The 24,096-nt window shown below is 68.5% G+C and carries 24 protein-coding genes; 12 read left to right on the top strand and 12 right to left on the bottom strand.

The window, feature by feature from the left end; all coding sequences use genetic code 11:
* Positions 1–8 precede the first annotated feature (8 nt).
* On the bottom strand, positions 9–1,028 hold the full coding sequence (locus tag DS843_RS11320; protein ID WP_149468993.1) for a lytic transglycosylase domain-containing protein: 1,020 nt from the start codon (positions 1,026–1,028) through the stop codon (positions 9–11).
* Between the two features lie 225 nt (positions 1,029–1,253).
* Here DS843_RS11320 and DS843_RS11315 point away from each other — a divergent pair, with 225 nt between their 5' ends.
* From DS843_RS11315 to DS843_RS11305, 3 genes are all read left to right on the top strand, one after another.
* Positions 1,254–3,053 (top strand): acyl-CoA dehydrogenase, encoded by a 1,800-nt coding sequence (locus tag DS843_RS11315; RefSeq protein ID WP_149468992.1) that lies wholly within the window; start codon positions 1,254–1,256, stop codon positions 3,051–3,053.
* Positions 3,054–3,186: 133 nt separating this feature from the next.
* The gene (locus tag DS843_RS11310; RefSeq protein ID WP_149468991.1) at positions 3,187–3,864 is read left to right on the top strand and encodes a hypothetical protein; all 678 of its coding nucleotides are present in this window, start codon (positions 3,187–3,189) and stop codon (positions 3,862–3,864) included.
* A gap of 69 nt (positions 3,865–3,933) precedes the next feature.
* Positions 3,934–4,224, top strand: coding sequence for a hypothetical protein (locus DS843_RS11305; protein WP_149468990.1), 291 nt, complete (start codon positions 3,934–3,936; stop codon positions 4,222–4,224).
* Positions 4,225–4,231: 7 nt separating this feature from the next.
* On the opposite strand, the gene pcsA is transcribed toward DS843_RS11305, so the two are convergent.
* From pcsA to DS843_RS11265, 8 genes are all read right to left on the bottom strand, one after another.
* A complete protein-coding gene (gene pcsA / locus DS843_RS11300) occupies positions 4,232–4,990 on the bottom strand; it encodes a phosphatidylcholine synthase (RefSeq protein ID WP_286192053.1) in 759 nt (252 codons plus the stop codon).
* 70 nt (positions 4,991–5,060) lie between these two features.
* A complete protein-coding gene (gene glcF / locus DS843_RS11295) occupies positions 5,061–6,407 on the bottom strand; it encodes a glycolate oxidase subunit GlcF (RefSeq protein WP_149468989.1) in 1,347 nt (448 codons plus the stop codon).
* A 7-nt stretch (positions 6,408–6,414) separates the two neighbouring features.
* Positions 6,415–7,668 (bottom strand): glycolate oxidase subunit GlcE, encoded by a 1,254-nt coding sequence (glcE, locus tag DS843_RS11290; protein ID WP_149468988.1) that lies wholly within the window; start codon positions 7,666–7,668, stop codon positions 6,415–6,417.
* A gap of 38 nt (positions 7,669–7,706) precedes the next feature.
* Positions 7,707–9,194, bottom strand: a complete 1,488-nt coding sequence (locus tag DS843_RS11285) for an FAD-linked oxidase C-terminal domain-containing protein (protein WP_149468987.1) — start codon at positions 9,192–9,194, stop codon at positions 7,707–7,709.
* Between the two features lie 207 nt (positions 9,195–9,401).
* Positions 9,402–9,527 carry a type B 50S ribosomal protein L36 gene (ykgO, locus tag DS843_RS11280; RefSeq protein ID WP_012973122.1) on the bottom strand — a complete coding sequence of 42 codons (126 nt, stop codon included), beginning with the start codon at positions 9,525–9,527 and terminating at the stop codon, positions 9,402–9,404.
* A 121-nt stretch (positions 9,528–9,648) separates the two neighbouring features.
* Entirely contained in the window at positions 9,649–10,611 is a 963-nt protein-coding gene (locus DS843_RS11275; protein WP_149468986.1) for an SAM-dependent methyltransferase, read from the bottom strand.
* 162 nt (positions 10,612–10,773) lie between these two features.
* Complete coding sequence (gene mepA / locus DS843_RS11270; protein WP_286192052.1) at positions 10,774–11,658, bottom strand: penicillin-insensitive murein endopeptidase; 885 nt, start codon at positions 11,656–11,658, stop codon at positions 10,774–10,776.
* Between the two features lie 204 nt (positions 11,659–11,862).
* Complete coding sequence (locus DS843_RS11265) at positions 11,863–12,996, bottom strand: ABC transporter permease (protein ID WP_149468984.1); 1,134 nt, start codon at positions 12,994–12,996, stop codon at positions 11,863–11,865.
* A 146-nt stretch (positions 12,997–13,142) separates the two neighbouring features.
* Between DS843_RS11265 and DS843_RS11260 the strand changes: the two genes are divergently transcribed.
* The gene (locus tag DS843_RS11260; protein ID WP_286192051.1) at positions 13,143–13,511 is read left to right on the top strand and encodes a hypothetical protein; all 369 of its coding nucleotides are present in this window, start codon (positions 13,143–13,145) and stop codon (positions 13,509–13,511) included.
* An 83-nt stretch (positions 13,512–13,594) separates the two neighbouring features.
* Here DS843_RS11260 and DS843_RS11255 read toward each other — a convergent pair whose 3' ends face one another.
* Genes DS843_RS11255 through DS843_RS11245 form a run of 3 tightly spaced genes read right to left on the bottom strand, consistent with a single transcriptional unit; the run spans position 13,595 to position 16,151 of the window.
* Positions 13,595–14,536, bottom strand: coding sequence for an ABC transporter ATP-binding protein (locus DS843_RS11255; protein ID WP_149468983.1), 942 nt, complete (start codon positions 14,534–14,536; stop codon positions 13,595–13,597).
* The gene (locus DS843_RS11250) at positions 14,533–15,504 is read right to left on the bottom strand and encodes an HlyD family secretion protein (protein WP_149468982.1); all 972 of its coding nucleotides are present in this window, start codon (positions 15,502–15,504) and stop codon (positions 14,533–14,535) included. Before DS843_RS11250 ends, DS843_RS11255 begins: the two co-directional genes overlap by 4 nt.
* Positions 15,501–16,151, bottom strand: a complete 651-nt coding sequence (locus DS843_RS11245; RefSeq protein WP_149468981.1) for a TetR/AcrR family transcriptional regulator — start codon at positions 16,149–16,151, stop codon at positions 15,501–15,503. The genes DS843_RS11250 and DS843_RS11245 overlap by 4 nt, the downstream gene beginning before the upstream one ends.
* A 372-nt stretch (positions 16,152–16,523) precedes the next feature.
* Here DS843_RS11245 and nifA point away from each other — a divergent pair, with 372 nt between their 5' ends.
* The 8 genes from nifA (at position 16,524) to DS843_RS11205 (ending at position 24,095) form a co-directional block, all read left to right on the top strand.
* Positions 16,524–18,398 carry a nif-specific transcriptional activator NifA gene (nifA, locus tag DS843_RS11240; protein WP_149468980.1) on the top strand — a complete coding sequence of 625 codons (1,875 nt, stop codon included), beginning with the start codon at positions 16,524–16,526 and terminating at the stop codon, positions 18,396–18,398.
* Positions 18,399–18,589: 191 nt separating this feature from the next.
* On the top strand, positions 18,590–18,832 hold the full coding sequence (gene dmpI / locus DS843_RS11235) for a 4-oxalocrotonate tautomerase DmpI (protein WP_149468979.1): 243 nt from the start codon (positions 18,590–18,592) through the stop codon (positions 18,830–18,832).
* Positions 18,833–19,273: 441 nt separating this feature from the next.
* Positions 19,274–20,176, top strand: coding sequence for an adenylate/guanylate cyclase domain-containing protein (locus tag DS843_RS11230; protein ID WP_149468978.1), 903 nt, complete (start codon positions 19,274–19,276; stop codon positions 20,174–20,176).
* Between the two features lie 381 nt (positions 20,177–20,557).
* On the top strand, positions 20,558–22,114 hold the full coding sequence (gene nifB / locus DS843_RS11225) for a nitrogenase cofactor biosynthesis protein NifB (RefSeq protein ID WP_149468977.1): 1,557 nt from the start codon (positions 20,558–20,560) through the stop codon (positions 22,112–22,114).
* A gap of 13 nt (positions 22,115–22,127) precedes the next feature.
* Entirely contained in the window at positions 22,128–22,400 is a 273-nt protein-coding gene (locus DS843_RS11220; RefSeq protein ID WP_149468976.1) for a 4Fe-4S dicluster domain-containing protein, read from the top strand.
* Positions 22,401–22,444: 44 nt separating this feature from the next.
* The gene (locus tag DS843_RS11215; RefSeq protein WP_149468975.1) at positions 22,445–22,993 is read left to right on the top strand and encodes a hypothetical protein; all 549 of its coding nucleotides are present in this window, start codon (positions 22,445–22,447) and stop codon (positions 22,991–22,993) included.
* On the top strand, positions 22,990–23,763 hold the full coding sequence (locus tag DS843_RS11210) for a 4Fe4S-binding leucine-rich repeat protein (protein ID WP_149468974.1): 774 nt from the start codon (positions 22,990–22,992) through the stop codon (positions 23,761–23,763). The genes DS843_RS11215 and DS843_RS11210 overlap by 4 nt, the downstream gene beginning before the upstream one ends.
* 35 nt (positions 23,764–23,798) lie before the next feature.
* Entirely contained in the window at positions 23,799–24,095 is a 297-nt protein-coding gene (locus DS843_RS11205; RefSeq protein WP_149468973.1) for a nitrogen fixation protein NifZ, read from the top strand.
* Position 24,096 lies beyond the last annotated feature (1 nt).

Below are 24,096 nucleotides of genomic sequence, written 5' to 3'. Positions count from 1 at the left end.
TCAGCCGATCAGGCCGCCTTGCCCGTCTCCGCCCCGGTCGTCGTCTGCCCGACCACCTTGGACAGGCCAAGCCCGAGGCCGAGCCCCGTATGCTCGTTCTGATCCGTGCGGACCGGCTGGTCGCGCATGCGGCGGTTGTCCTTGTCCTCGCCGTCCTGGCGGCGGCCACGGGCCGGCTTGCCGGTGATGCTGTCCACCTCGTCCGGAGTCTCCAGCGCGTTCAGGGCCAGAACGTGGTAGATCGACAGCGGCGTGCCGTTCAGTGCCTTCTGCGGCATGCTGGGCACCTGGGTGGTGAAGCCGTCCGGCATGTCCTGCCGGCGCACCCGGTCGATGGCGGTCTGGGCCGGCGCGAAATCGGCGGCGGGCGTTTCCGCGAACTTCGTCGCGAAGCGGTCGTAGATGTCCTTCAGCGATTTGCCCCTGCCCGTCTCCTTGTCGAAGAACACGGCCTTGTTGGCGGCGGCGGCGTCGGGGAACAGCTCCTTGGCAGCGCGGTTGGGGTTGTCCTGCATGGCGTTCAGGAACTTCGCCGCGCCGCCCGCCCCCAGGAAATGCGCCATATAGAGTTCGGTGGAGCCGATCTTCCCTTTGACCGTGTCCTCCAGATACTCCTTGTTCTCGCGGGTGTATTCCGCGGCCATCAGGGCGGAGGCGGCGGGGTCCTTGCGCAGGTCCAGGATTTCGCGCTTCAGCTCCGGATCGGCGACATAAGGGCGCCCGTCGCCGCGCGTCTGGATCGCGTTGGCGTATTTGGCATAGCCGTGATCCGCGCCATGGTCGCGCATCGTCGCCAGCCAGGTGCTGTCGATGAACTGGTAGAGCCCCGTCGCCGAGGAGGAGGAGGACTTCACGTCCGTCCGGTACCCGCTCTCCACGGCAGCTTTTTCCATGAGGTAGGAAAAATCGACCCCGGTCTTGGCGCTGGCGTTGCGGACCGCCGCCTCCACATTGGCCGGCCCGCGGGTGGTCTTCGCGGCCTGGACGGCGGTTTCGGCCTGACGGGCAAGGGCGGTGGCGATGGTCATGGGAGGAACCCCTGTGAGCGGTGCTGTCCCACTCTTGCAACCGGGATGCCAAGTGCGGCCCCCTCTCCTGCGTCGCAGCCGCGCTGTTCGCACCGCAACCCAGATGCCAATATCCATGCCCGACGGTGAGGCTCGCCATGCACCATTCGGTACGGTATGGTGACGCGCACGTAAACCGCCCATAAAGCATCCACGTCAATCGGGTCACGGGAGGCCGCTCCATCCATGATTCCCTACACCGCTCCGGTCGATGACCTCCGCTTTGTCCTGAACGAGGTGGTCGGCCTCGAAACGATCGCCGCGCTGCCGAACTGCGATTCGGCGGCTCCCGATCTGGTGGACGCCGTGCTGGAGGAGGCCGGCAAGTTCGCTTCCGGCGTTCTCGCCCCGCTCAACCGGGTCGGCGACAAGGAAGGCTCGGTCCTGGAGAACGGCGTGGTCCGCACGCCGACCGGCTGGAAGGAGGCCTACGGCCAGTTCACCGAGAGCGGCTGGAACAGTCTGCCCTTCGAGCCGGAGTACGGCGGGCAGGGCCTTCCCTGGACCGTGGCCTTCGCGGTGAACGAGATGTGGCAGGCGGCCAACCTGTCCTTCGGCCTGTGCCCCCTGCTGACTCAGGGCGCCGTCGATCTGCTGACCGAGCACGCCAGCGCGGAGCAGAAGGCGCTCTACCTGCCGAAGATGATCGCCGGCGAGTGGAACGGCACCATGAACCTGACGGAGCCGCAGGCGGGCTCCGACCTCGCCGCCGTGCGCACCCGCGCGGTGCGGGCGGAGGACGGGACCTACCGCATCACCGGCCAGAAGATCTTCATCACCTACGGCGAGCATGACCTGACGGACAACATCGTCCATCTGGTGCTGGCCCGCCTGCCCGACGCGCCTCCGGGGATCAAGGGCATCAGCCTGTTCATCGTGCCGAAGTTCCTGCCGAACGAGGACGGGACGCCGGGCGAGCGCAACGACCTGCGCTGCGCCAGCCTGGAGCACAAGCTGGGCATCATGGCCAGCCCCACCGCGGTGATGGCCTTCGGCGACAACGGCGGCGCCATCGGCTTCCTGGTCGGCCAGGAGAACCGCGGCATCGAATACATGTTCACCATGATGAACAACGCCCGCCTCGGCGTCGGCATCCAGGGCGTCGCCATCGCCGAGCGCGCCTACCAGCAGGCCCGCGACTACGCCAAGTCCCGCGTGCAGAGCAAGGATCTGGCCGACCCGAAGGGCTCCGGCGTCGCCATCATCCGCCATCCGGACGTGCGCCGGATGCTGCTGGACATGCGCGCCAAGACGGAGGCCGCCCGCGCTCTGGCTCTCTACGCTGGCACGCAGCTCGACATCTCCCGCCACCACGAGGACGCCGCGGCCCGCGCCGCCGCCACCGCCCGCGTGGACATCCTGACCCCCATCGTGAAGGCGTGGAGCACCGACATCGGCTGCGACGTGGCCTCCACCGGCGTGCAGATCCACGGCGGCATGGGCTTCATCGAGGAGACGGGAGCGGCCCAGCATTACCGCGACGCCCGCATCACCCCGATCTACGAGGGCACAAACGGCATCCACGCCAACGACCTGACCTTCCGCAAGACGGGCCGCGACGGCGGCGAGTCGGCCCGGACCTTCATCGCGGAGATGCGGACCACGGTGGCGGAGCTGGAGAGCATCCCCGGCGACGACGTGGAGGCGATCCGCACCAACCTGTCCGCCGGTCTGGACGCGCTGGAGCAGGCGGTGGCCTGGGTGGTCAAGACGCAGGCCGACGGCGACCTGCGCGCCGCCGCGGCGGGGGCCGTGAACTATCTGAAGCTGTGGGGCACGGTGGCCGGTGGCTGGATGCTCGCCCGCTCCGCCGCCAAGGCGCTGGAGGGGCTGCGCCAACCCGGCGCCAACGCCCCCTTCCTGGAGGCCAAGCTGGTCACCGCCCGCTTCTACGCGGAGCAGATCCTGGCCCAGGGGCCGGGCCTGCTGCTGCCGATCCTGACCGCCCACCGCACGGTGATGGCGCTGAGCGAGGATCAGTTCTAAACGAGCAGCAACCCGACGCTGTGGCGTTTCAGCCACAGCCAACTGAAACGCGGCCGGCGCATCCCGCCGGCCGCAACCTTTGCGTTTGGCCCGCGTTCCCCGTCCGATCGAGACGCCTCAGGGGAAACGCCGCATGCGCACCGCCGCCCTTCTCGCCTTCGCCCTCACCTGTGCCGGAACCACCGTCGCGACCGCCCAGACGATGGAAGGCCCGTTGGATTCGCCTTTCCACGTCGGTGCGCAGGCCAGCACGCTCGGCCTGGGGCTGGAGGCCGGCTACCGGATGAATCCGATGTTCGGGGTGCGCCTGGGTGGCAACATGTTCACCTTCAGCACCGACCGCGGCATCTCCGGCGTCGACTACGATCTGGATGTGAAGCTGCGCAGCTTCGGCGCGGTGTTGGACGTCTACCCCGTCGCCGGCACCGGCTTCCGCCTGACCGGCGGCGCGCGGATCAATTACAACAAGGCCGACCTGACCGGCACCCTGTCCGGCCCGCGCAGCTTCGGCGGGGTGGTGGTCACGCCGCAGCAGGCCGGCCAGCTCACCGGCGAGGCCAAGTTCGACCGCTTCGCCCCCTATGTCGGGATCGGCTACAACGGCACGGCGTTCAGCCCGAATTTCAGCATCGGCGTGGATCTCGGCGTGCTGTTCCAGGGCAGCCCGCGCGTCAGCCTGACCGCCCCCGGCGTGGCGACCACCCCCGCCATCGCCGCCGTGCTTGAGGATCAGCGCCGCGAGGTGGAGGATTCGATCCGCCCCGCGCGCTTCTGGCCGGTGGTCGCCATCACCGCATCCTACCGCTTTTGATGGAGGGCGGGCACCAACAGCCCCCGCGAACCGTTACCCCTCCATGGATCAACTGTGGAGACCGGTTCCATGGCCCGCCGCAATGGCACTCATCGCAACGGAATTCGCGCCGCCGTCCTCGCCCTTCCGCTCCTGGCCCTGCCGCTGCTGGCCGCCTGCGACGACCAGCAGTCGGCGGAGAAGACCGGCCAGGAGATCGGGCGCGCGGTGGACCAGACCGCTGAGCGCGTGGGCGAAGCCGCCAAGGGCATCGGCGCCGAGGCCGGCCGCATGATGCAGGACGCCGGCTCGGCCATCCAGCAGAAGGCCCGCGACGCCAAGGACGACATCAACCGGGAGACCGCTCCCGAAAAGCCCTGATGCCTCCTCACGCCGCCGCCGGGCCGCGCAGCGTCCGCCACACGCAGATCGCGGCGTAGTAGGCGCTGCTGGCCAGCCAGACGGCCCAGACGGCGTCGGGCCGGTCCGGATACAGGACCACCAGCGCCGCGCTGGAGGCCAGCCACGCGCCGCTGACCAGAAGGTTCAGGCGCATCCAGCGGCGCACCCGGAAGGGATGCAGGAATTTGACGGTCGTGAAGGTGAGCAGGCCGAGGAGCAGCACCACGGCGGTGTTGACCCACGGGTCGAGCGCCAGCAGCCACAGATAGAGCGCGACCACGTTCCAGATCGCCGGGAAGCCGACGAAATAGTTGTCGCCGCTCTTCATGCCGGTGTTCGAGAAGCAATAAAGCGAGGTCATCATGATGAAGGCGGCCAGCGCCACGCCAAACCCGTCGGGAAGCAGGCCGAAGCGGTACATGAAGACCGCCGGAACGACGACGTAGGTCAGATAGTCGATCACGAGATCGAGCGCCGACCCGTCGATGCCCGGAAGCACCTCCTTCACCGAGGCGCGGCGGGCCAGCGTGCCGTCCACCCCGTCGACCACCAGCGCCAGCCCCAGCCAGCCCAGGCACGCCTTGGCCTCGCCGTTGACCGCGGCGAGCAGCGCCAGCAGACCCAGCACCACGCCGCTGCCGGTGAAGGCATGCACCCCCCAGGCCGACAGCCGCCGCCCGATTCCATAACCGCCGCCGCGGTAGCTGCCGTCCTTGAACCCGCCGTCCTTCAAACCGGTGTCCACTGAGCGCCTCTTCGTCCCTTTGGCGTCAACCTAGCCATACGGCGCGAAAAGTCCAAGCGGGTCGGTGGACCTACTCCGCCGCGCGCACCGCAGCACCCGGCGAGCGGTCCGGGCCGGAGAAGGCCGGACTGTCCCGCAGCGCGTCGGGCTTCGGCCCGCCGGTCGCCCAATCGAGCAGTTCCACCGTATGGACAATGGGAAGCCCGGTCCCGGTGCCGATCTGGGTGATGCATCCCAGGTTGCCGGCGGCGATGGCGTCGGCCTTCGTGCTTTCGATGTTGCGGACCTTGCGGTCGCGCAACTGCACCGCGATTTCCGGCTGGAGCATGTTGTAGGTGCCGGCGGAGCCGCAGCAGATGTGCTCCTCCGGGACTTCCCTCACCTGGAATCCGGCGCCGCGCAGCAGGGCGCGGGGCGGGTCCTTGATGCGCTGGCCGTGCTGCATGGAGCAGGCGGAGTGGTAGGCGATGGCCTGCCCCGTCTCCACCACCGGAGCGGTCAGGCCGATCTCCGCCAGGAACTCCGTCACGTCGCGGGCGATGGCCGCCACGCGCAGCGCCTTGGGCGCATACTCCGCGTCCTCGCGGAACTGGAAGGCGTAATCCTTGACGGAGGTGCCGCAGCCCGAGGCGTTGATGACGATGGCGTCCAGCCCCTCCCCGTCCATCTCGGCGATCCAGGCGTCGATGGTCTTCCGCGCCGCGGCGTCGCTCAGGTCGGTCTTGCCCATGTGATGGGTCAGGGCGCCGCAGCAGTCGGCCCCCTTGGCCACCACCACCTCCACCCCGTGGCGGTTCAGCAGGCGGATCGTCGCCTCGTTGATCTGCGGGGCCAGCACCTGCTGGGCGCAGCCGACCAGAAGGGCGACGCGCTTGCGGCGCGGCCCGACCGCCTGATGGCTGCCCGGACGGTCGCTGTGGCTCGGCCCCGGCACCGACTTCGGCGCCAGCGCCAGCAGCGCGCCGAGCCGCCCCGGCAGCACCCCGGCGAAGGGCTTGCCGAACCAGGCGGCGATCAGGGCGAGGCGGAACAGCCGCGGGTTCGGCAGCACGCGGGCCAGCAGGTCGCGGATGGCCCGGTCGGCGGGCGGGCGGGCGTGGGTCGCCTCCACATGGGCGCGGGCGTGATCGACCAGATGCATGTAGTTCACGCCCGACGGGCAGGTCGTCATGCAGGACAGGCAGGACAGGCAGCGGTCGATGTGCTTCACCTGATGCTCGGTGGGCGGGCCGCCCTTCTCCAGCATGTCCTTGATCTGGTAGATGCGCCCGCGCGGGCTGTCCAGCTCGTCGCCCAGAAGGACGTAGGTCGGGCAGGTCGCCGTGCAGAAGCCGCAATGGACGCATTTGCGCAGGATCGACTCGGAATCCCGGTAATCCGCGTTGGCGAGTTGGGTGAGCGTGAAGTTCGTCTGCATGGATGCCTTACACTCCCGCGTACATGCGGCCGGGGTTCAGGATGCCGCAGGGGTCGAAGCTCTCCTTCACCCGGCGGCTGAGCGCCATCACCGGATCGGGCAGCGGGTGGAAGACCTCCGCCGCGGTGCGCACGTCCTCGGGCGCGCGCACCAGCGTCGCGTGGCCGGCGGTGCCCAGCGCGCCACGGATCACCGCGGCGGCATCCGGCGCCGGCACCACCGCCGCCCAGATCAGCCCGCCGCCCCAATCGAAATACAGCTCCGCGTCCAGCGCCCAGCGGATCGACTCCGCCACGCGCGGCCCTTCGGAAGGCTGGACGGAGATTTTCCAGACGTGGCGGGAGTCGGCGCCCCCACCCCGGCCCTCCCCCGCTGACGCAGGGGAGGGAGCAGGGCAGAAGTACGCCACGTCCCGGACCTCCCTCCACACCGCAACAGACTCCTCCCGGTCCAGCACCGCGTCGGCGCCAAGCTCCTCCTTCAGCGCGGCGACGCGGGCGGCGACGGACGGGCCGAAGCCCTCCACCCGCACCAGAGTCACCGCCCCGCCCGCCCCGGCGACCGCCCCCACATGGGAGCGCGCCGCCACCCCGGCGGGCAGATGGGCGGCGCCCGACACCTCGTAGGGGCTTTGCAGCGCCGCGGTCAGCGCCGCCACGGCCCCGGCATCCTCCCGCCCGGCCAGCAGCAGCGTCCGCCCATCCTCCGGCGCCGGCAGCACCTTCACCGTCAGTTCGGTCAGCACGGTCAGCGTGCCGAAGGACCCGGCCATCAGCTTGGGCACGTCGTAACCGGTGACGTTCTTCACCACCTTGCCGCCGCCCTTGTAGAGTTCGCCGCGCCCGTTCACCCCCTCGATCCCCAGCGTGTGGTCGCGGGCGGAGCCGGCGCTGATCCGGCGCGGCCCGGCCAGACCGCTGGCGATCACCCCGCCGAGAGTCCCCTGCCCCTCCGGCTGCCCGAACAGCGGGCCGAGGTCCTGCGGCTCGAAAGCGAGTTGCTGACGCCGTTCCGCCAGCATGGGCAGGATCTCGGCCATCGGCGTGCCGGCCTTGGCGGTCAGCACCAACTCCTCCGCCTCGTAGGCGACGACTCCGGACAGGCCGGACAGGTCCAGCGTGTAGGCGGTCTGGATCGGGCGCCCGAGTCCGCGCTTGGACCCCGAACCGGCGACGTCCAGCGGCGTCCCTTCCGACAGGGCCCAGCGCACCGCGTCGGCGGCCTGGGCCGCCGTCTCGGGCTTGAAGGTGGTCACGGTCATGCGTGCAGCCTCAAAATCGGGGGCTCAAAATCGGGGGCTCAGAAGCGGGGAAGGTCGGGGAAGCGCAGTTCCCCCTTGTGAACATGCACGCGGCCCAGTTCGGCGCAGCGGTGCAGCTTGGGGAAGACCTTGCCGGGGTTCAGCAGCCCGTCGGGATCGAAGGCGCATTTGATGCGCTGCTGCTGGTCCAGATCGACCGCGTCGAACTGGTCGGTCATCAGGTCGCGCTTCTCCACCCCCACGCCATGCTCGCCGGTCAGCACGCCGCCGACCTCCACGCACAGGCGCAGGATGTCGTTGCCGAAGGCCTCCGCCCGCTCCAGCTCGCCCGGCTTGTTGGCGTCGTAGAGGATCAGCGGGTGCAGGTTGCCGTCCCCTGCGTGGAAGACGTTGGCGACCCGCAGGGCGTAGCGGTCGGACATCTCCTGCATGCGGTGCAGGACCAGGGGCAGCGCCTTGCGCGGGATGGTGCCGTCCATGCAGTAATAATCGGGGCTGATGCGCCCGACCGCCGGGAAGGCCGCCTTGCGCCCGGCCCAGAAGGACAGACGCTCCTCCTCCGAGGTCGAGACGCGGGAGTAGCAGCAGCCCTTGGAAAGCGCGATCTCCGCCACCCGGTCGATCAGATGGTCCACCTCCGCCGCCGGGCCGTCCAGCTCCACGATCAGCAGGGCCTCCACGTCCAGCGGGTAGCCGGCATGGACGAAATCCTCCGCCGCGTGGATGGCCGGCTTGTCCATCATCTCCATGCCGCCGGGGATGATGCCCGCGGCGATGATGGCGGCCACGCAGTCGCCGCCCTGCTCGCTGGTCGGGAAGCCGATCAGCACGGCCCGCGCGGTCGCGGGCTTGCGCAGGATGCGCACCGTGACCTCCGTCACCACCCCCAGCAGCCCTTCGGAGCCGGTGACGACGCCCATCAGGTCGTAGCCGCCGGCCTCCAGATGCTTGCCGCCCAGCCGCAGGATGGTGCCGTCCATCAGCACCATCTCCAGGCCCAGCACGTTGTTGGTGGTCAGCCCGTATTTCAGGCAGTGCACCCCGCCGGAATTCTCCGCGATGTTGCCGCCGATGGTGCAGGCGATCTGGCTGGAGGGGTCGGGGGCGTAATAGAAACCCTCATGAGCCACCGCGTTGGAGATGCCGAGGTTGGTCACCCCCGGCTGGGTCACCACGCAGCGATTCGCGAAGTCGATGTCCAGGATGCGGTTGAACTTGCCCATGCCCAGCAGCACGCCGTCGGCCAGCGGCAGCGCCCCGCCGGACAGGGAGGTGCCGGCGCCGCGCGGCACGACCTTCACCCCCATCTCCTTGCAGGTCTTGAGCACCCGGCTGACCTGCTCCGTCGTGCCGGGAAGCACCACGACCATGGGAAGCTGGCGGTAGGCGGTCAGCCCGTCGCATTCATAGGCGCGCAGTTCGCTTTCATCGACGATCACGCCCTCGCCGGGCACGATGGCTCGCAGCGCTGCGATGATCTCGCGGCGGCGCGCGATGACGCCGTCGTCGGGCGCGGGCATTCGCATGGCCGGCCATCCTCCCCCTTGATTCGCACCGGTTGGCTCCGGAAGCATTCCGTCACCAGTGGTATCATTGCGGGCGGGAGGGACACAAGCCGGGCGGACCCGGCCAAAACGCCGGAGGAGCCTCAAAACGCAAGAGCCGCGCCCGAAAGGCGCGGCTCTTGCGAGAAACCCGATGCTCCGTCGGCCGGGCGGACCCGGCCGCCGGTCTCAGCCCTGGCGGGCCTTGAAACGCGGGTTCTGCTTGTTGATGACGTAGACGCGGCCCTTGCGGCGGATCACGCGGCAGGCCTTGTGGCGCGTCTTCATCGACTTCAGAGAGTTAACGATCTTCATAGTTCTTCATCCTGGTCGGTCGGCGGCTCGATCGAAGGCGCGCACCATAGTGCGGCGCACCCCCTCTGTCAACGGCCCCCGTCGCGGTTGCGTTTGCGGGCGCGCGGGTTCCTCGTCACCGTCATTCCGCCGGCTTCAGCGCGTAGAAGCGGCAGACCTTCATGCCCGCCTCGATGGCGGAAACGCGGCGGACCCACAGTTCGACCTCGTCCATCACGACGACCTTCGTCTCGTGGTCCAGATGATGGCGCTCCAGATGCTCGACCAAGCCCTGGATGGCCGACAGGATCAGGCCGCGGTGGGTGTCGGTGATGTCCTCGGCGATGCGCAGGTCCAGGTTCCGCTGGGCGAAGGCGGCGGCCATCTGGTCCTTCGACCACAGATGCGGGCGCATCGGTTCCTTGTCGCACCACGCCTGGACGGCCTTGGCCCCGGCCAGCGCCGGGTCGATCACGTAATCGGTCATCAGCAGATGGCCGCGCGGCTTCAACGCCAGCTCCATCCCGTCGAAAAGCTGGTCCTTGCCGTGGACGGAGAACATCCCCTCCTTGTAGACGATGGCGTCCACGCGCTTGGGATAGCTGAAATTCTCCGGGTCGTAGGTCTCGATCGGGGCCTTCTTCTCCAGCCCCTCCTTGAAGGAGCGGACCATCCCCTCCTTGGCCAGGAACTCCGACGCCTCCAGCCCGGTGACCCAGCAGCCGTACTTGCTCGCCATGGTGCGGCTGGTGCCGCCCAGGCCGGCGGACAGGTCCAGCACGCTCATCGCCGGGTTCAGGCCCAGCGGCTTCACCAGATAGGGAATGTGGTCGTGGCCGCCCGGCGTGTTGAAGCCCTCGCCCCACAGCTTCTCCGCCACCTCGATCCGCGTGGCGGTCCACAGGGGCTTTCCCCAGCGGTTGAGTCCGCTTCCTTGGCGCGGGGCGGGCGGCTGGGCCTCGGTTGCGGGTTGCGGCGCGGCGCCGTCCTCGCCGCCCCTGCCCTTCAGGCCGGAGAGGTCGTAGCCCTCCCACCAGGCGTGGAGGCGGGTCTTGAGCGTGATTCGGGGCGCCCCCGCGTGATCGTTGTCGCTTCTGTCGCTCATTGCCTTCACGCCTGCGCCTTCACGCCTGCCCCGCTGCCTGGACCGTCGGACGACCGGTTCTTTCGCGTGGCGGAAAGGAATGTCCCGCAATGCGATCGAATTCATTCCACCTTCAGGTTATCCAGGCATCCCGTTCGCGCAAGGGCAAAAACCGGCGGCACGTTACCGCACCGCCTTCTCCATATGCGGGTCGTCCATGGACGCCACCCGCGTTCCCGGCGCGCGCAGCACCGCGTTGCAGGCGGGCGGCAGGCTGACGTGGCGCGGCTGCGGCTTGCCGTTGTGCTTCTCCACCACCGGGTAGACGGAACCGAGCCAGGACTCCACCTCGTCGCCGCAGCCGTCGCCCTCGGGCAGGTCGCGCTGCTCCTCGCACTGCGGGCTTCCGGCCGGGCAGCCGAGCCGGATGTGCATGTGCCCGTCATGGCCGTGCCAGGGCCGCAGCTTGCGCAGGAAGGCGCGGTCCGGCCAGGAATGGCGGCACATGGCCAGCTTGATCGCCGGATTGACGAAGATGCGGGTCACCCGCGGGTCGCTGGCGGCGATGCGGACGAGCTGGGCCTGCCGTTCCGACCAGTCCTCGGTCACGCGCACCCGCCCGTAATCGACATACTTGATTTCCGTCAGGCTTTCCCGCGCGTTGCGCCCCATCGGAGGATGGTCGAGCCGCAGCCAGACGTCGGCGTCCAGCCCGCTCTGGTGGCTGGCGTGGCCGAAGCTCATCGGACCGCCGCGCGCCTGCCCCATGTCGCCGATCAGCGCGGTCCCCAGCCCGGCCGCCGCGACCTTCCGCCCGAAGCCCTTCAGATAGTCGATCAGTTCCGGATGACCGTAGAAGCGCTGGCGCGACAGGCGGATCACCTGATAGCCGGTGCCCTCCGCCGGCAAGGCCCGCGCCCCGGAAACGCAGCCCGCGGCATAGCCGCCGATCGACTGCGCCGGCCCCATGGCCGGGCCGCCGACCTGACTCCAGGCGATGGAGTTGGGTGCCGGCTTCTTCTTCTGCTGCGATCCGGCTTCGGCCTGACCGGCCAGTCCGGCGGCCATCAAGGCCGCCACAAGCATCCCGGCCACAAGCATCCCAACCGTCGGGCCAACCGCCAAGCGCCGCATCGTCTTCCCCCACGGGCCGCCAATCGGGAAAGATTAGAGCCAATGATCGTTAACGAAAAGTGAGGCTCACGCTCATGTCACAGCCGATTACGACTTGCCCCTGTCCGCATGGGTTACTGCCCAGCCCCAGGTCGATGTTCAGTCCAAGGTCTGCCGGTACCGCTTCAGCGCGACGACGGTGACCACCGCCAGGAAGACCAGCAGGGAAAGCACCTCCCCCGCGATCTCCGCCGGGCCGTTCCCTTTCAGGAGGATGCCGCGGACGATGCGCAGGAAATGGGTCAGCGGCAGGATCTCCCCCACCGCCTGCGCCCAGCCGGGCATGCCGCGGAAGGGGAACATGAAGCCCGACAGCAGCATCGACGGCAGAAAGAAGAAGAAGGACATCTGCATCGCCTGAAGCTGGTTCTTCGCCACGGTGGAGAAGGTGAAGCCCACCGCCAGATTGGCCGCGATGAACAGCACCAGCACCGCGGACAGCAGCGCCAGACTGCCGACGATGGGCACGCCGAACAGCAGCCGCGCCGCCAGGACGATGATGACGACCTGGATGTAGCCGACCAGGATGAAGGGCACGATCTTGCCCAGCATCACCTCGAAGGGGCGGACGGGCATCGCCAGCAGGTTTTCCATCGTCCCGCGCTCCCGCTCGCGGGTGACGGCCAGCGCGGTCATCATCACCATGGTCATGGTCAGGACCACGCCCATCAGGCCGGGCACCACATTGTACTGGGTGATGCCCTCCGGGTTGTAGCGGCGGTGGATGCGCAGCTCCACGGGATCGGGGGTGGAGCGAAGATGGGCCAGCGGTCCGGTCAGGTCGGGGTCCAGCGCCTGCCGCGCGATGGTGGCCAGCGCGGCCAGCGCGTTGCTGGTCGCCGCCGGGTCGGTCGCGTCGGCCTCCACCAGCAGGACGGGCCGCTCGCCCCGTTGCAGGTCGCGGGCGAAGCCCACGGGAATGGTGACGGCGAACTGCACCCGCCCTTCCGCCAGCAGGCGGTCGAGGTCCGCCGGGCCGTCGGCGGCGAGGGTGACGTCGAAATAGCCGGAGTTCGCCATGGCCGCCACCAGCGTGCGCGCGAAGGGGCTGGAATCCGCGGCGTGGACGGCGGTGGGCAGGCTCTTCGGGTCGGAATTGATGGCGAAGCCGAAGAGCACGAGCTGAAGCACCGGCACCCCGACCATCATGGCGAAGGTCAGCCGGTCCCGCCGCATCTGGATGAACTCCTTCACCATCACCGCGACGAAGCGCGCAAAGGAAAAGCCCGCCATGGCGCCCTCTTTCCGGTCGGCGTGTTTCAAAACAGAAACACAACCGCTTACTTCAGTGTCTCACCGAACCATTTGCCGGCCATTGACATATGAACATTGTCTGAAGCATTGTTCAAAAGCGTTAACCCGCATGCTGGAGACATATCTTGACGTCTATTCTTGTTAAGGGCGCTGCCGCGATGGCCGCCATGTTCTTGTTTCATGGCGTTGCCCTGGCCGGGCAGCAGGATTTCACCATCATGAACAAGACGGGCTACCCGCTGAAGCACATCTATGTCAGCGAGTCCGACAATGAAAAGTGGGATGAAGACGTTCTGGGCCGTGATGTCCTCGAAGACGGCGAGTCGTTCGACCTGAGCTTTGCCAAGGCCGAGAAGACCTGCAAGTGGGACATGAAGGTCATTTACGACGACGGCGAGTCGGCGGTCTGGCAGGATCTGAACCTCTGCCAGATCTCCAAGCTGACGCTGCGCTGGAACAAGAACACCGGCGTGACCTCCGCCAGCATCGAGTAAGGCGGCGGGCAAGGCGGGAAGGCCGCGGCACCGGAGTCGGCACCGGAGCCGCGGCCTTCCCGTTCCCTGCGCAGCCACGGCCTTCACGAGAAATTGTCCGTGCTGCGGTTCATCAGATGGATGAACACGTCCTCCAGCGTCGGTTCGGCCCGTTGCACGATCAGCCCGGACTCGCCCGACCAGGGGTGCAGCGCCTTTTCCAGTTCGACCCCGTCCGTGCCGCTGACATGGAGCCGGGTGCCGAAGGCGGCGACCATTTCCACCGCCGGGAGTCCCCGCAGCGCCGCCTCGACGCGCGCGAGGTCCGGCCCGCCCGCTCCCCGGGAGCCGACCTCGTAGGTCACCAGTCCGGATCGGGCGATCACCTCCTCCACGCTGCCCTGGGTCATCAGCCGGCCATAGGCGAGGTAGGCGATGGCGTGGCAGCGCTCCGCCTCGTCCATGTAATGGGTGCTGACCAGCACCGTCAGCCCGTCGCCGGCCAACCGGTGGATTTCGTCCCAGAACTCCCGCCGGGCCTTGGGGTCCACGCCCGCGGTGGGTTCGTCGAGCAGCAGCAGCCTCGGTTCGTGCAGGATGCAGGCGGCCAGCGCCAGCCGTTGCTTCCAGCCTCCGGACAATTCGCCCGCCAACTGCGCGCGCCGGTTGGCCAGCCCCAGCCGCTCCAGCGCCGCGGCGACCTTCCGCCGCCGGTCGGGCAGCCCGTACATGCGGGCCACGAAATCCAGATTCTCGGCGATGCTCAAATCATCCCAGAAGCTGAACTTCTGGGTCATGTAGCCGACCTGCCGCTTGATGGCGGCGCTCTCGGTCCGGATGTCGAGCCCGAGGCAGGTCCCCTCCCCCGCGTCGGGGGTCAGCAGCCCGCAGAGCAGGCGGATGGTGGTCGTCTTTCCCGACCCGTTCGGCCCCAGGAAGCCGTAGATCTGCCCATGCCGCACCCGGATGGAGAAGCCGTCCACCACCGTCTTGGCGCCGAAGCGCTTGACCAGCCCGCACACGTCGATGGCGGCATCCCCGGTCATGGCCGCGGTTCCACAGGCAATTCCACATCCACCGGAAGGCCGGGCGGAAGGCCGGGGCTGAGCGACGCCCCATCCTCCAGCCGCGCCTCCACCCGGAAGACCAGCTTCTCCCGGCTGCCCACGCTGTAGATCACCGGCGGGGTGTATTCCGCCCGCGGCGCCACATAGGTCACCCGCGCCGACAGGCCGGGCGGGCAGCCGTCGCAGCGCACCGGCAGGCGGTCCCCCGGACGGACGCGGGCCATCAGCGGTTCCGGCACGAAGACCACCAGCTTCCGCTTCCCCGGCGGCAGCAGCGACACCACGGGGGCGCCCGCCGGCACCCATTCGCCGGGGTTGAACAGCGTGTCCTCCACCAGCGCCGTTTCGGGCGCCAGCGGGGCCAGATCGGCCAGCCGCTTCTCCGCCTGGGCCAGGGCCGCTTCGGCCTGGGCCACGGCGTCCTCAGCCGCGCGGATCTGGTCGGGCCGGGCCGGCAGGTTGGAGACGGCAAGCTGCGCGGTGAGTTCCTCCAGCCGGGCGCGGTCCCGGTCGCGGGCGGCGCGGGCGGCGTCCAGCCGGTCGTCGGAACTGACCTTGCGCGCCACCAGGGTCTGCTGACGCGCCAGTTCCGCTTCGGAATAGCGCAACGCGGCGTCGGCCTGCGCCCGCTGGGCGGCGACGACCGCCAGTTCGTCGGGGCGCTTGCCGATCCGCAGGTCGGCGAGTTGCGCCCGCGCCTGTCCCAGCGCGGCGGCCAGCCGGTCGCGCTCCGCCCGTGCGGCGGTCCGGTCGAGCGCGAAAAGAGGGCTTCCCGCCTCCACCCGCCCGCCGCGCACGACATCCAGGGAGTCGAGCGTCCCGGCCACCGGGGCCGCGATGCGCAGATACTCCCCCTCGGCATAGCCGTGGGCCAGAGGCACGGCGTTCCCACCACCCAAGCCCAGGACGGCCAGCACCGCCGCCAGCGTTTCGGAGACCCAGCTCACGACGCCGGCCCTCCTTCCGGAGCGAGCGCGCGGCGCAGCGCGTCGAGATGGGCGTTCAGCAGCGCGGTCACGTTCAGCGGGCGGTCCTCCAGCGCTTCGAAGGACGAGCGCCACAGCGCGCTCATCAGCATCGGCGCGACGATCAGCCGGACGGTCGAGTCGACGTCCACCGGGCGGAACTCCCCGCGCGCGATGCCGCGTTCCAGCACCGCCGCCAGAAGGGCGAAGGCGCGGCGGATCACCTCCCGGTGATAGAAGCGGGCGAGGTCGGGGAAATTGCCGGCCTCCGCAATGATCAGCTTCGGGATGGCCCCGGCGCGGGTCTTCAGGACGCGCGCCGCGAACAGGGTCAGCAGCGTTTCCAGAACGGCGAAGCTCGGCCCCTGCGCGCCGGCCAGCAGGCGCTCGGCCATCTCTAGATTGGGCAGGATGGCCTCCCGAACGACCGCCTTGAACAGCTCCTCCTTGTTCGGGAAGTAGAGATAGAGCGTGCCCTTGCTGACCCCGGCCCGCGCCGCGACGTCCTCCAGACGGGCCGCCGCGAAGCCGTGTTCACCGAACACGGTCAGCGCCGCGTCGACGATTTCCCGGGGGCGCGCCTCCTTCCGGCGGCGCCAGCGCGGGGTGGCGGAGTCGTCTTCCGGCATGGCCGTCTCCGAGGTGGAGAAAATATTACTGACCGGTCAGTTATTAAATCGGCGGCGCCCGAAACGCCAGTTCCCACAAGGGCTGCGCCGATCTGCCGCAGCCTTAAGTCATTGTGCGGCGCAGCAATTGATATGCAAAAGGGCTTGCCTTTCCGGCGAGAGTTTCCGAAACTTTCGACAGTCCGCAGAGCGAACGGCTTCCCCTCGGGACCCGTCCGCGGCGAACACACCGGTGGTCAAAGGCGCCGATCCGCAACGAGCGCACACCCCACCCCGGGAGGAACGGTTCAAGGCGCCGTGCCGGAACCAGGCCGACGGGCGCGCAGGAAGGCGCGGACGTGCGGAGTTCCGGTTGAGCAGGGGGTGTCGATCATGCCGGGTGCAATGCGCCAGTCCACATCGAACCTGGAACTGCTGACCATTTACGAAGTCAGCAAGATCCTGGGTTCCTCTCTCGACCTCCAGCAGACCCTGCGCGAGGTGCTCCGCGCGCTGGCCTACCAGCTCCAGATGCACCGCGGACGCATCTATCTGGTCGGCGAGGACAATGTGCTGCGCCTGGTGGCCGCGAACGGCCTGTCGAACGAGGCCGCGGCGCAGTTCGAATTCCGCGAGGGGGAAGGGATCACCGGCCGCATCCTGAAGACCGGCATGCCCGTCGTCGTCCCGAATCTGGCGGAAGAGCCGCTGTTCCTGAACCGCACCGGAGGGCGCGAGGATCTGGACGAGCAGGTCGCCTCGCTGGTCGGCGTGCCGATCAAGGCGGCGGGCGTGGTGGTCGGCGTGCTGACCATCGACCGCATTTCCGACGAGGGGCCGCAGGGCCATTTCGGCAGCGACGTGCGCTTCCTGACCATGGTCGCCAACCTGATCGGCCAGACCGTGCGGCTTCACCGCACCGTGGCGGAGGAACGCCGCTTCATGATGCGGGAAACCTTCCGCATGCAGAAGGAACTGCGGCCCCTCGCCGCCCCGATCAACGACGTGGTCTGCACCAGCCCCAACATGCTGGAGGTGATGGCCCAGGTGCACCGCGTGGCGCCCTTCAAGTCCACCGTGCTGATCCGCGGCGAGAGCGGCACCGGCAAGGAGCTGATCGCGCGGGCCATCCACAACATGTCGCCGCGCAAGGACGCCCCCTTCATCCGCGTGAACTGCGCCGCCCTGCCCGAATCGCTTCTGGAATCGGAACTGTTCGGCCACGAGAAGGGCGCCTTCACCGGCGCGCAGAAGGACCACAAGGGCCGGTTCGAGCTGGCGTCCGGCGGCACGCTGTTCCTGGACGAGATCGGCGACATCTCCCCCAACTTCCAGGCCAAGCTGCTGCGCGTCCTTCAGGAGCAGGAGTTCGAGCGGGTCGGCGGGTCCAAGACCATCAAGACCGACGTCCGCCTGATCTGCGCCACCAACCTGAACCTGGAGGAAGCGGTCGGCCACGGCAAGTTCCGCGCCGACCTGTATTTCCGCATCAACGTGGTGACCATTCACCTGCCGCCGCTGCGCGAACGGCGCCAGGACATCGGCCCGCTGGCCCGCCATTTCGTGGCGAAGTTCGCCAAGGACAACGGCATGACCCTCGTCATGGAGGACGAGGCGCTGGAGGTGCTGAACCGCTGCACCTGGCCCGGCAACGTGCGCGAGCTGGAAAATTGCATCGAGCGCGCGGCCACCCAGTCGCGCGACGGCGTCATCCGCACGGAGTCGCTGTCGTGCAGCCTGAACCTCTGCAATTCCTCGGTCCTGTTCCAGTACCGCACGCTGGGCGCCTCGGTCGGCGGACTCGCGCCGTCCATGGGGCCGGGGGCGATCAATCGCGCGCCTCCGGGACGCCCCGGTGGTCCGGCGCCGGCCGACGCGCCGAAGACGCCGGCCATGCCGGCCCCGGTGCCGGAACCTGTGGGTTCCGGCGGAGGGGCTTGGCCCGCCTGCGCGTCCGGCTGCTCCGCCGGCCCGTCGCCGGTCTGCGGCGCCGCCCAGCCGATGGCTCCGGTTCCCCTGATCCCGCTGCCCCTGCCCGAGCCGAACGCTCCCGCTGCCACGGTCCCGCCACCCCCCGCTGCCGCACCGCCGCCCGCCGCCGAGGTGCCGCTCGACGAGCCTGAGTCCGGATCGCTGCGCGACCGGTTGCTCTGGGCGATGGAGCGCACCGGCTGGGTGCAGGCCAAGGCCGCCCGCCTGCTCGGCATGACCACCCGTCAGGTCAGCTACGCCCTGCGCAAGTACAACATCGAGATCAAGCGCTTCTGACGACCGGTGCCTCCGCCATCACCCCCGATGGCGGCCTCTCGATAGCAGTTGGCCAAACCGGCCGCCGTGAGACGAACGGTCACATGGCCGCCGGGTGTGTTGATTGATGATTTTCTCTACTTTTGATAACTGCCTGCGGCGTCCGGGATTCTCATTCCGTCGCTGCGACCACCCATGTCGGAGGACAGGCCATGCCTGTGATCGTTTTTGAATCCGGAGCGCTGAGCAAGGAGGTCAAGGCGGAGCTGATCCGGCAGTTGACGGACGTTTCCGTGCGGATCACCGGAATCCCGAAGGAGCTTTTCCTGGTGTCGATCCACGAACTGCCGGACGAGGACATCGCGGTGGGGGGTGTCACCGTCAAGGAACTGAAGCAGCGTCTGGCCGAGCAGCGCGCGCGGAACGAGGGCACGGGGACAGTCTCGGAAGGCTGATCCCTCTGCGACGCGGACGCTCTCAGCGGAGCGCTTCCAGCCGCCGCCGACACGCCATGACGCAGTTCAGGAGGGAGAAAATCCACATCTCATACGGTTGGAAAATGATGACTTCCATCATTTTCCAACCGTGAAACCCGTCAGATCCCTCGGGCCGGCAGGGCATTGCCGGTGGCAATGCCTGATAGGCCAACGCGTTAGCGTTGATTGAGAGGGTGATGCCAACGGCGCCTTCAGGTGCCTTTGGCATCACTTCACCCTTGACGGCTTTCGACGGCGGGTCCCAGGACGGTCAGGAGGTCTGACAACCGCAGGACGCTTGCCCCGCCTGTGGCTCAAGGGTCCTGTGACCGTTACAAACGGTTGTGTTATGAAGGTGGACCACCGGCTGTACGCTGCGCCCCGCCTCCCGCAATCTCCAGCTTCAGAGCTTTGCACGAGATGGAAAAGCCCCTCGCGCTCCTCTTTGTGGATATCGCCGACAGTACGCTGCTCTATGAACTGGCGGGCGACCGGAAGGCGGCGGCGCTGACCCAGCGGGTGCTGGAGAGCTTGGGCCGGATCGTCGGGGAGAACGCCGGCACGGTCGTGAAAAGCCTGGGTGACGGGCTGCTGGCCTCCTTCCCCATCACCGACGGCGCCACCCGTGCCGCCCTTGCCATGATGGATCGGCAAGGGGACTTCGGGCTGCGCCTGCGCGCCGGCCTGCATTTCGGCCCGGTGATTTCCGGCCCCGGTGACCTCTACGGCGACGCCTGCAACGTCGCCGCCCGGCTGGAGTCCATCGCCCGCCCCGGCGAAATCCTGGCGACCGACGATCTGGTCGACCGGCTCTCCCCTCCCCTGCGAAAGCGGGCGCGCCTTCTGAACAGCGTCGCGGTGAAGGGGAAGGCGGCGCCCGTCCGCGTCCATCAGATCCGCAGCGGCGACGCCCCGCCGGAGGCCGAGGACAACGCGACCATCGGGCTGACCCTGTCGGAACACGGCAGCGGGCGCGGCCTGCCGTCCCTGCGCCTGTCCGGGCGCCGCGCCGAGGCGACCCTGACCCCGCTCCTGCCCCGCGTCACGGTGGGCCGCGACGAGACTTGCGGCCTGCGCATCCCCTCCCGCCGGACCTCGCGCCAGCACGCGGTGATCGACTTCAGCCGTGGCGGTTTCCTGCTGACCGACCATTCGACCAACGGCACCTTTATCCGCACGGGCATCCGCACGGGCGACTCCCCCTCCCTGCTGCTGCGCCGCGATTCGACGAAGCTGACCGGCAGCGGGCTGATCGGCTTCGGGGGAGAACCGCTACGGCCGGACGAGGACCATGTCCTGGCCTTCCAGGTCGGGACCGTGTGATGAACCCTCTCCCGCCCCGGGAGAGGGAGGGGCCCGCCGCGCAAGCGGCGGGAGGGTGAGGGTACCGCCGAAAAGGGTGCGCTGATCCTCGTGCAACCCTCACCCGGCGCCTTTGGCGCCACCCTCTCCCGGGGCGGGAGAGGGGAAACTGGCGCCATCCTTTCACCCCATAGGAACCCCGTGTCGGGTCCCCGACAGACGCTCCGCTTTGTCGGCCATTGTTTGGCTTTGTCCGCCTTTGTCGCAATGCCGACATGGTCCGCAGACCCGACACATCGGCATAACCCTTTGAATCTCCTAAATTCACCCGGTTGGCCCCGAACTTGCTTTTGACAAGCCCGACCAAGGGCGCCGATGGCGCGGCTGGGAAGGGAGTGGACGATGGCCAACGTTATTTCGCTCGACAGCATCCTGGGCATGGGTGAGCTGAAGGCTCCCGCCGAGGCCCCGCCCGCCGCCGCCGCCGGCTGCGCGTCCTCCTCCTGCGGGTCGTCGGACGGCCCCGCCGACATGGCGCCGGAGGTGTGGGAGAAGGTGAAGAACCATCCCTGCTACTCCGAGGAGGCGCATCACTATTTCGCCCGCATGCACGTCGCGGTGGCGCCGGCCTGCAACATCCAGTGCAACTACTGCAACCGGAAATACGATTGCTCGAACGAGAGCCGGCCGGGCGTGGTCTCCGAGAAGCTGACCCCCGATCAGGCGATCCGCAAGATCATGGCCGTCGCCAAGGAAATCCCGCAGCTCTCCGTCATCGGCATCGCCGGCCCCGGCGACAGCCTCGCGGCGGGCGGCAAGAACACCTTCAAGACGTTCGAGATGCTGGCGAAGAAGGCGCCGGACCTGAAGCTGTGCCTGTCCACCAACGGTCTGGCCCTGCCCGACCATGTGGACACCATCGCCAACTACAACATCGACCACGTCACGATCACCATCAACATGGTCGATCCGGAGGTCGGGCAGCACATCTACCCCTGGATCTTCCACGACCACCGCCGCTGGACCGGCCTGGACGCCGCGAAGATCCTGCACGAGCGCCAGATGCTCGGGCTGGAGATGCTGACCTCGCGCGGCATCCTGGTGAAGGTGAACTCGGTCATGATCCCGGGGATCAACGACGAGCACCTGCTGGAGGTGAACAAGGCCGTGAAGTCGCGCGGCGCCTTCCTGCACAACATCATGCCGCTGATCTCCGACCCGGCGCACGGCACCCATTTCGGCCTGACCGGCCAGCGCGGCCCGACCGCGCAGGAGCTGAAGGTGGTGCAGGACCAGTGCGAGGGCGGGGCCAAGCTGATGCGCCACTGCCGCCAGTGCCGCGCCGACGCGGTCGGCCTGCTGGGCGAGGACCGCGGTTCCGAATTCACCATCGACCGGATCGAGGCGATGGGCGAGGTGGAGTACGACCAGGAGGCCGCCCGCACCTACCGTGAGCATGTCGAGGGCGAACGCGCCGGGCGCCACGCCGCCAAGGCCGCCGCCCAGGCCGATGTGGTCGAGACGGTCGGCACCGGGATGCGGCCGATCCTGATCGCCGTCGCCACCAAGGGCGGGGAGCGCATCAACGAGCATTTCGGCCACGCCAAGGAATTCCAGATCTACGAGGTCGGCCCGAAGGGCGCCAAGTTCGTCGGCCACCGCCGCGTGGACCAGTATTGCGAAGGCGGATCGGGCGACGAGGACGCGCTCGGCGGCGTGCTGTCGGCGATCAACGACTGCACCGCGGTTCTGGTCGCCAAGATCGGCGGCTGCCCGTCGAAGAGCCTCACGGACGCGGGCATCGAGCCGGTTGACCGTTTCGCCTTCGAATACATCGAAGAGTCGGCATTGACCTACTTCAAGGACTACGCCGAGCGCGTCGGCCAAGGTGCGGTCAACGCGCGCGAGGGGCAGGACGCGGTGATCCGCACCGGCGCCTTCACCGCGCTGCGCGCCTGACGCCCGACACCCGATCCACCCGAACGGCCCATCACCCCACGGACTTACCCGGCGGCCCACCGCAACTGCCGCCACCACACGCAAGGAGAGTGTCATGGCTTACAAGATCAAGGCTTCCGACTGCACCGCCTGCGGCGCCTGCGAGGCCGAGTGCCCGAACAACGCCATCAGCTTCAAGAAGGGCGCCTACGCCATCAACGCGGACCTGTGCACCGAGTGCAAGGGCCAGTTCTCCAGCCCGCAGTGCGCCTCGGTCTGCCCGGCCGACTGCTGCGTCCCGGCCTGATCGCCCGACTCACCTCTCCCGTCCTGGGACGGGAGAGGGCGTCCATGGAGCGCACCGCCATGCTGGACGAGGTGGATGAAGGCTGGCTCAACCGCCGTTACTACGGCGGCGACCTGCCGCCCGAGGCGGAGCGGTTCCTGCATCTGGCCGCCGCCAGCTACGCCGACGCCGAGGCGGCGCAGCGTCACCTCGCCCGCGCCGCCGAGCTGGCGCCGGGGCACCGGCTGGTCGATCTCGGCCATTACAAGTTTCATTTCTACAAGGCGAACCTGGACACCGCCCTGCTCTACGGCGAGCGGATGCTCGGCCACGCCATGGCGGCCATCGGCCTGAACCACACCGACTGGCGCATGGTCGGCAAGGATCACGGTGACTTCGCGGGTCTGGAGCCGGCCCCACGCCTGTTCCTGTTCGCTCTGACCGCGGTCGGCTACCTGCTGCTGCGCCTGGACCGTCTGGACGAAGGGCGCGAAGCCCTGAACAAGGTCCGGGAACTGGACCCGCTGGACCGCTTCGGCACCACCCGCCTGCTCGCTGTCGTGGACCGTCATGAAGCTGGCCGCCACGAAGCCGGCCCGGAGGACGACGCATGAGCGACGACATCGACAGCGCGCTGGACTGGCTGGGCAATCCGGTCGATTGCAACGAGTGCTCCTATCAGGGGCGCAAGGCGGAAGGGCGCTGCGAACCGCTGCGAGCCTGCGTCCACGACCGCTACGCCAAGCGCATCCAGCGCTTCTTCCAATGGAACGACGATCTGGCCGGCGAGCATCTCGACCATCCCTATTTCGAGGTCCGCGCCAACGCCGCCCGCTTCGCGCCGATCTTCATCGTGCCTCGGCTGATGGAGGACCCGGACGAGACGGTGCGCGCCGCCGTCGCCCGCCGCCTGCCCCGCCGCCTGCTGCTGAAGATGCGCGGCGACCCCGACCGCGAGGTGCGCATCGCCGTCGCCTCCCGGCTGGAGGACGCCGATCTCGCCCCACTGATGCGCGATCCCGACTATTCCGTCCGCCTGCGCGTCGCCCGCCGCGTGCCCGAGGGCATGCTGCCGGCCATGATGCACGACGAGGACCCGGAAATTCGGCTGGAGGTCGCCAACCGCATCGGGCTGGAATGGCTGATGAGCATGGCCTGGGACGATAGCGCCCGCGTGCGCATGGTCGTGGCCCGGCGCCTGCCTCCGGAAAAGCTGTCCGCCCTGATCGGCGACGCCGACTGGTGCGTGCGCTTCGTCGTCGCAAGCCGCCTCCCGCCCGAAGACCTGACCCCGCTGACCGAGGACCCGGTGGACGACGTCCGCACCGTGGCGCAGAAGCGCCGCGCCGGACTGCCCGCCACCGGCGACCTCATCCCCGACTGACCGGACCCCAAACTGACCGGACAAAGGAGCACCGAATGCGCGAGCGCGCCCGCGATCCGAACGAACCGATCGAACTGGAAGACCGCCCCGCCTTCGAGGAAGGCCAGAAGGTCCGCGCGCTGAAGGATGTGCGCAACGACGGCACCTATCCCGGACGCCCGATGGGCGACTTCCTGATCCGCACCGGCGACATCGGCTACGTGAAGTCGATCGGGACCTACCTGCAGATGTATTACATATACGGTATCGATTTCTACGAGAAGCGCATCATCATCGGGATGCGCGCCAAGGAACTCGAACTGGTCGACGCCCGCTGCAACGACCCCCAGTGAC

This window comes from Roseomonas genomospecies 6 (genome assembly GCF_008365375.1).
In the GTDB taxonomy this organism is placed as follows: Bacteria; Pseudomonadota; Alphaproteobacteria; order Azospirillales; family Azospirillaceae; genus Azospirillum.
This window is presented reverse-complemented; position numbering and strand designations above follow the sequence as displayed.

Excerpts from the sequence above, each read along its gene's own strand:
- DS843_RS11265 (WP_149468984.1), bottom strand. The coding sequence starts at position 12,996 with ATGGCGGGCTTTTCCTTTGCGCGCTTCGTCGCGGTGATGGTGAAGGAG.
- DS843_RS11315 (WP_149468992.1), top strand. The coding sequence starts at position 1,254 with ATGATTCCCTACACCGCTCCGGTCGATGACCTCCGCTTTGTCCTGAAC.
- nifA (WP_149468980.1), top strand. The coding sequence starts at position 16,524 with ATGCCGGGTGCAATGCGCCAGTCCACATCGAACCTGGAACTGCTGACC.
- mepA (WP_286192052.1), bottom strand. The coding sequence starts at position 11,658 with ATGGCCGCCGGACTGGCCGGTCAGGCCGAAGCCGGATCGCAGCAGAAG.
- nifB (WP_149468977.1), top strand. The coding sequence starts at position 20,558 with ATGGCCAACGTTATTTCGCTCGACAGCATCCTGGGCATGGGTGAGCTG.
- DS843_RS11245 (WP_149468981.1), bottom strand. The coding sequence starts at position 16,151 with ATGCCGGAAGACGACTCCGCCACCCCGCGCTGGCGCCGCCGGAAGGAG.
- DS843_RS11205 (WP_149468973.1), top strand. The coding sequence starts at position 23,799 with ATGCGCGAGCGCGCCCGCGATCCGAACGAACCGATCGAACTGGAAGAC.
- DS843_RS11310 (WP_149468991.1), top strand. The coding sequence starts at position 3,187 with ATGCGCACCGCCGCCCTTCTCGCCTTCGCCCTCACCTGTGCCGGAACC.
- DS843_RS11215 (WP_149468975.1), top strand. The coding sequence starts at position 22,445 with ATGGAGCGCACCGCCATGCTGGACGAGGTGGATGAAGGCTGGCTCAAC.
- glcF (WP_149468989.1), bottom strand. The coding sequence starts at position 6,407 with ATGCAGACGAACTTCACGCTCACCCAACTCGCCAACGCGGATTACCGG.
- DS843_RS11210 (WP_149468974.1), top strand. The coding sequence starts at position 22,990 with ATGAGCGACGACATCGACAGCGCGCTGGACTGGCTGGGCAATCCGGTC.
- DS843_RS11285 (WP_149468987.1), bottom strand. The coding sequence starts at position 9,194 with ATGCGAATGCCCGCGCCCGACGACGGCGTCATCGCGCGCCGCCGCGAG.
- DS843_RS11230 (WP_149468978.1), top strand. The coding sequence starts at position 19,274 with ATGGAAAAGCCCCTCGCGCTCCTCTTTGTGGATATCGCCGACAGTACG.
- DS843_RS11320 (WP_149468993.1), bottom strand. The coding sequence starts at position 1,028 with ATGACCATCGCCACCGCCCTTGCCCGTCAGGCCGAAACCGCCGTCCAG.
- ykgO (WP_012973122.1), bottom strand. The coding sequence starts at position 9,527 with ATGAAGATCGTTAACTCTCTGAAGTCGATGAAGACGCGCCACAAGGCC.
- DS843_RS11305 (WP_149468990.1), top strand. The coding sequence starts at position 3,934 with ATGGCCCGCCGCAATGGCACTCATCGCAACGGAATTCGCGCCGCCGTC.
- DS843_RS11255 (WP_149468983.1), bottom strand. The coding sequence starts at position 14,536 with ATGACCGGGGATGCCGCCATCGACGTGTGCGGGCTGGTCAAGCGCTTC.
- DS843_RS11275 (WP_149468986.1), bottom strand. The coding sequence starts at position 10,611 with ATGAGCGACAGAAGCGACAACGATCACGCGGGGGCGCCCCGAATCACG.
- glcE (WP_149468988.1), bottom strand. The coding sequence starts at position 7,668 with ATGACCGTGACCACCTTCAAGCCCGAGACGGCGGCCCAGGCCGCCGAC.
- dmpI (WP_149468979.1), top strand. The coding sequence starts at position 18,590 with ATGCCTGTGATCGTTTTTGAATCCGGAGCGCTGAGCAAGGAGGTCAAG.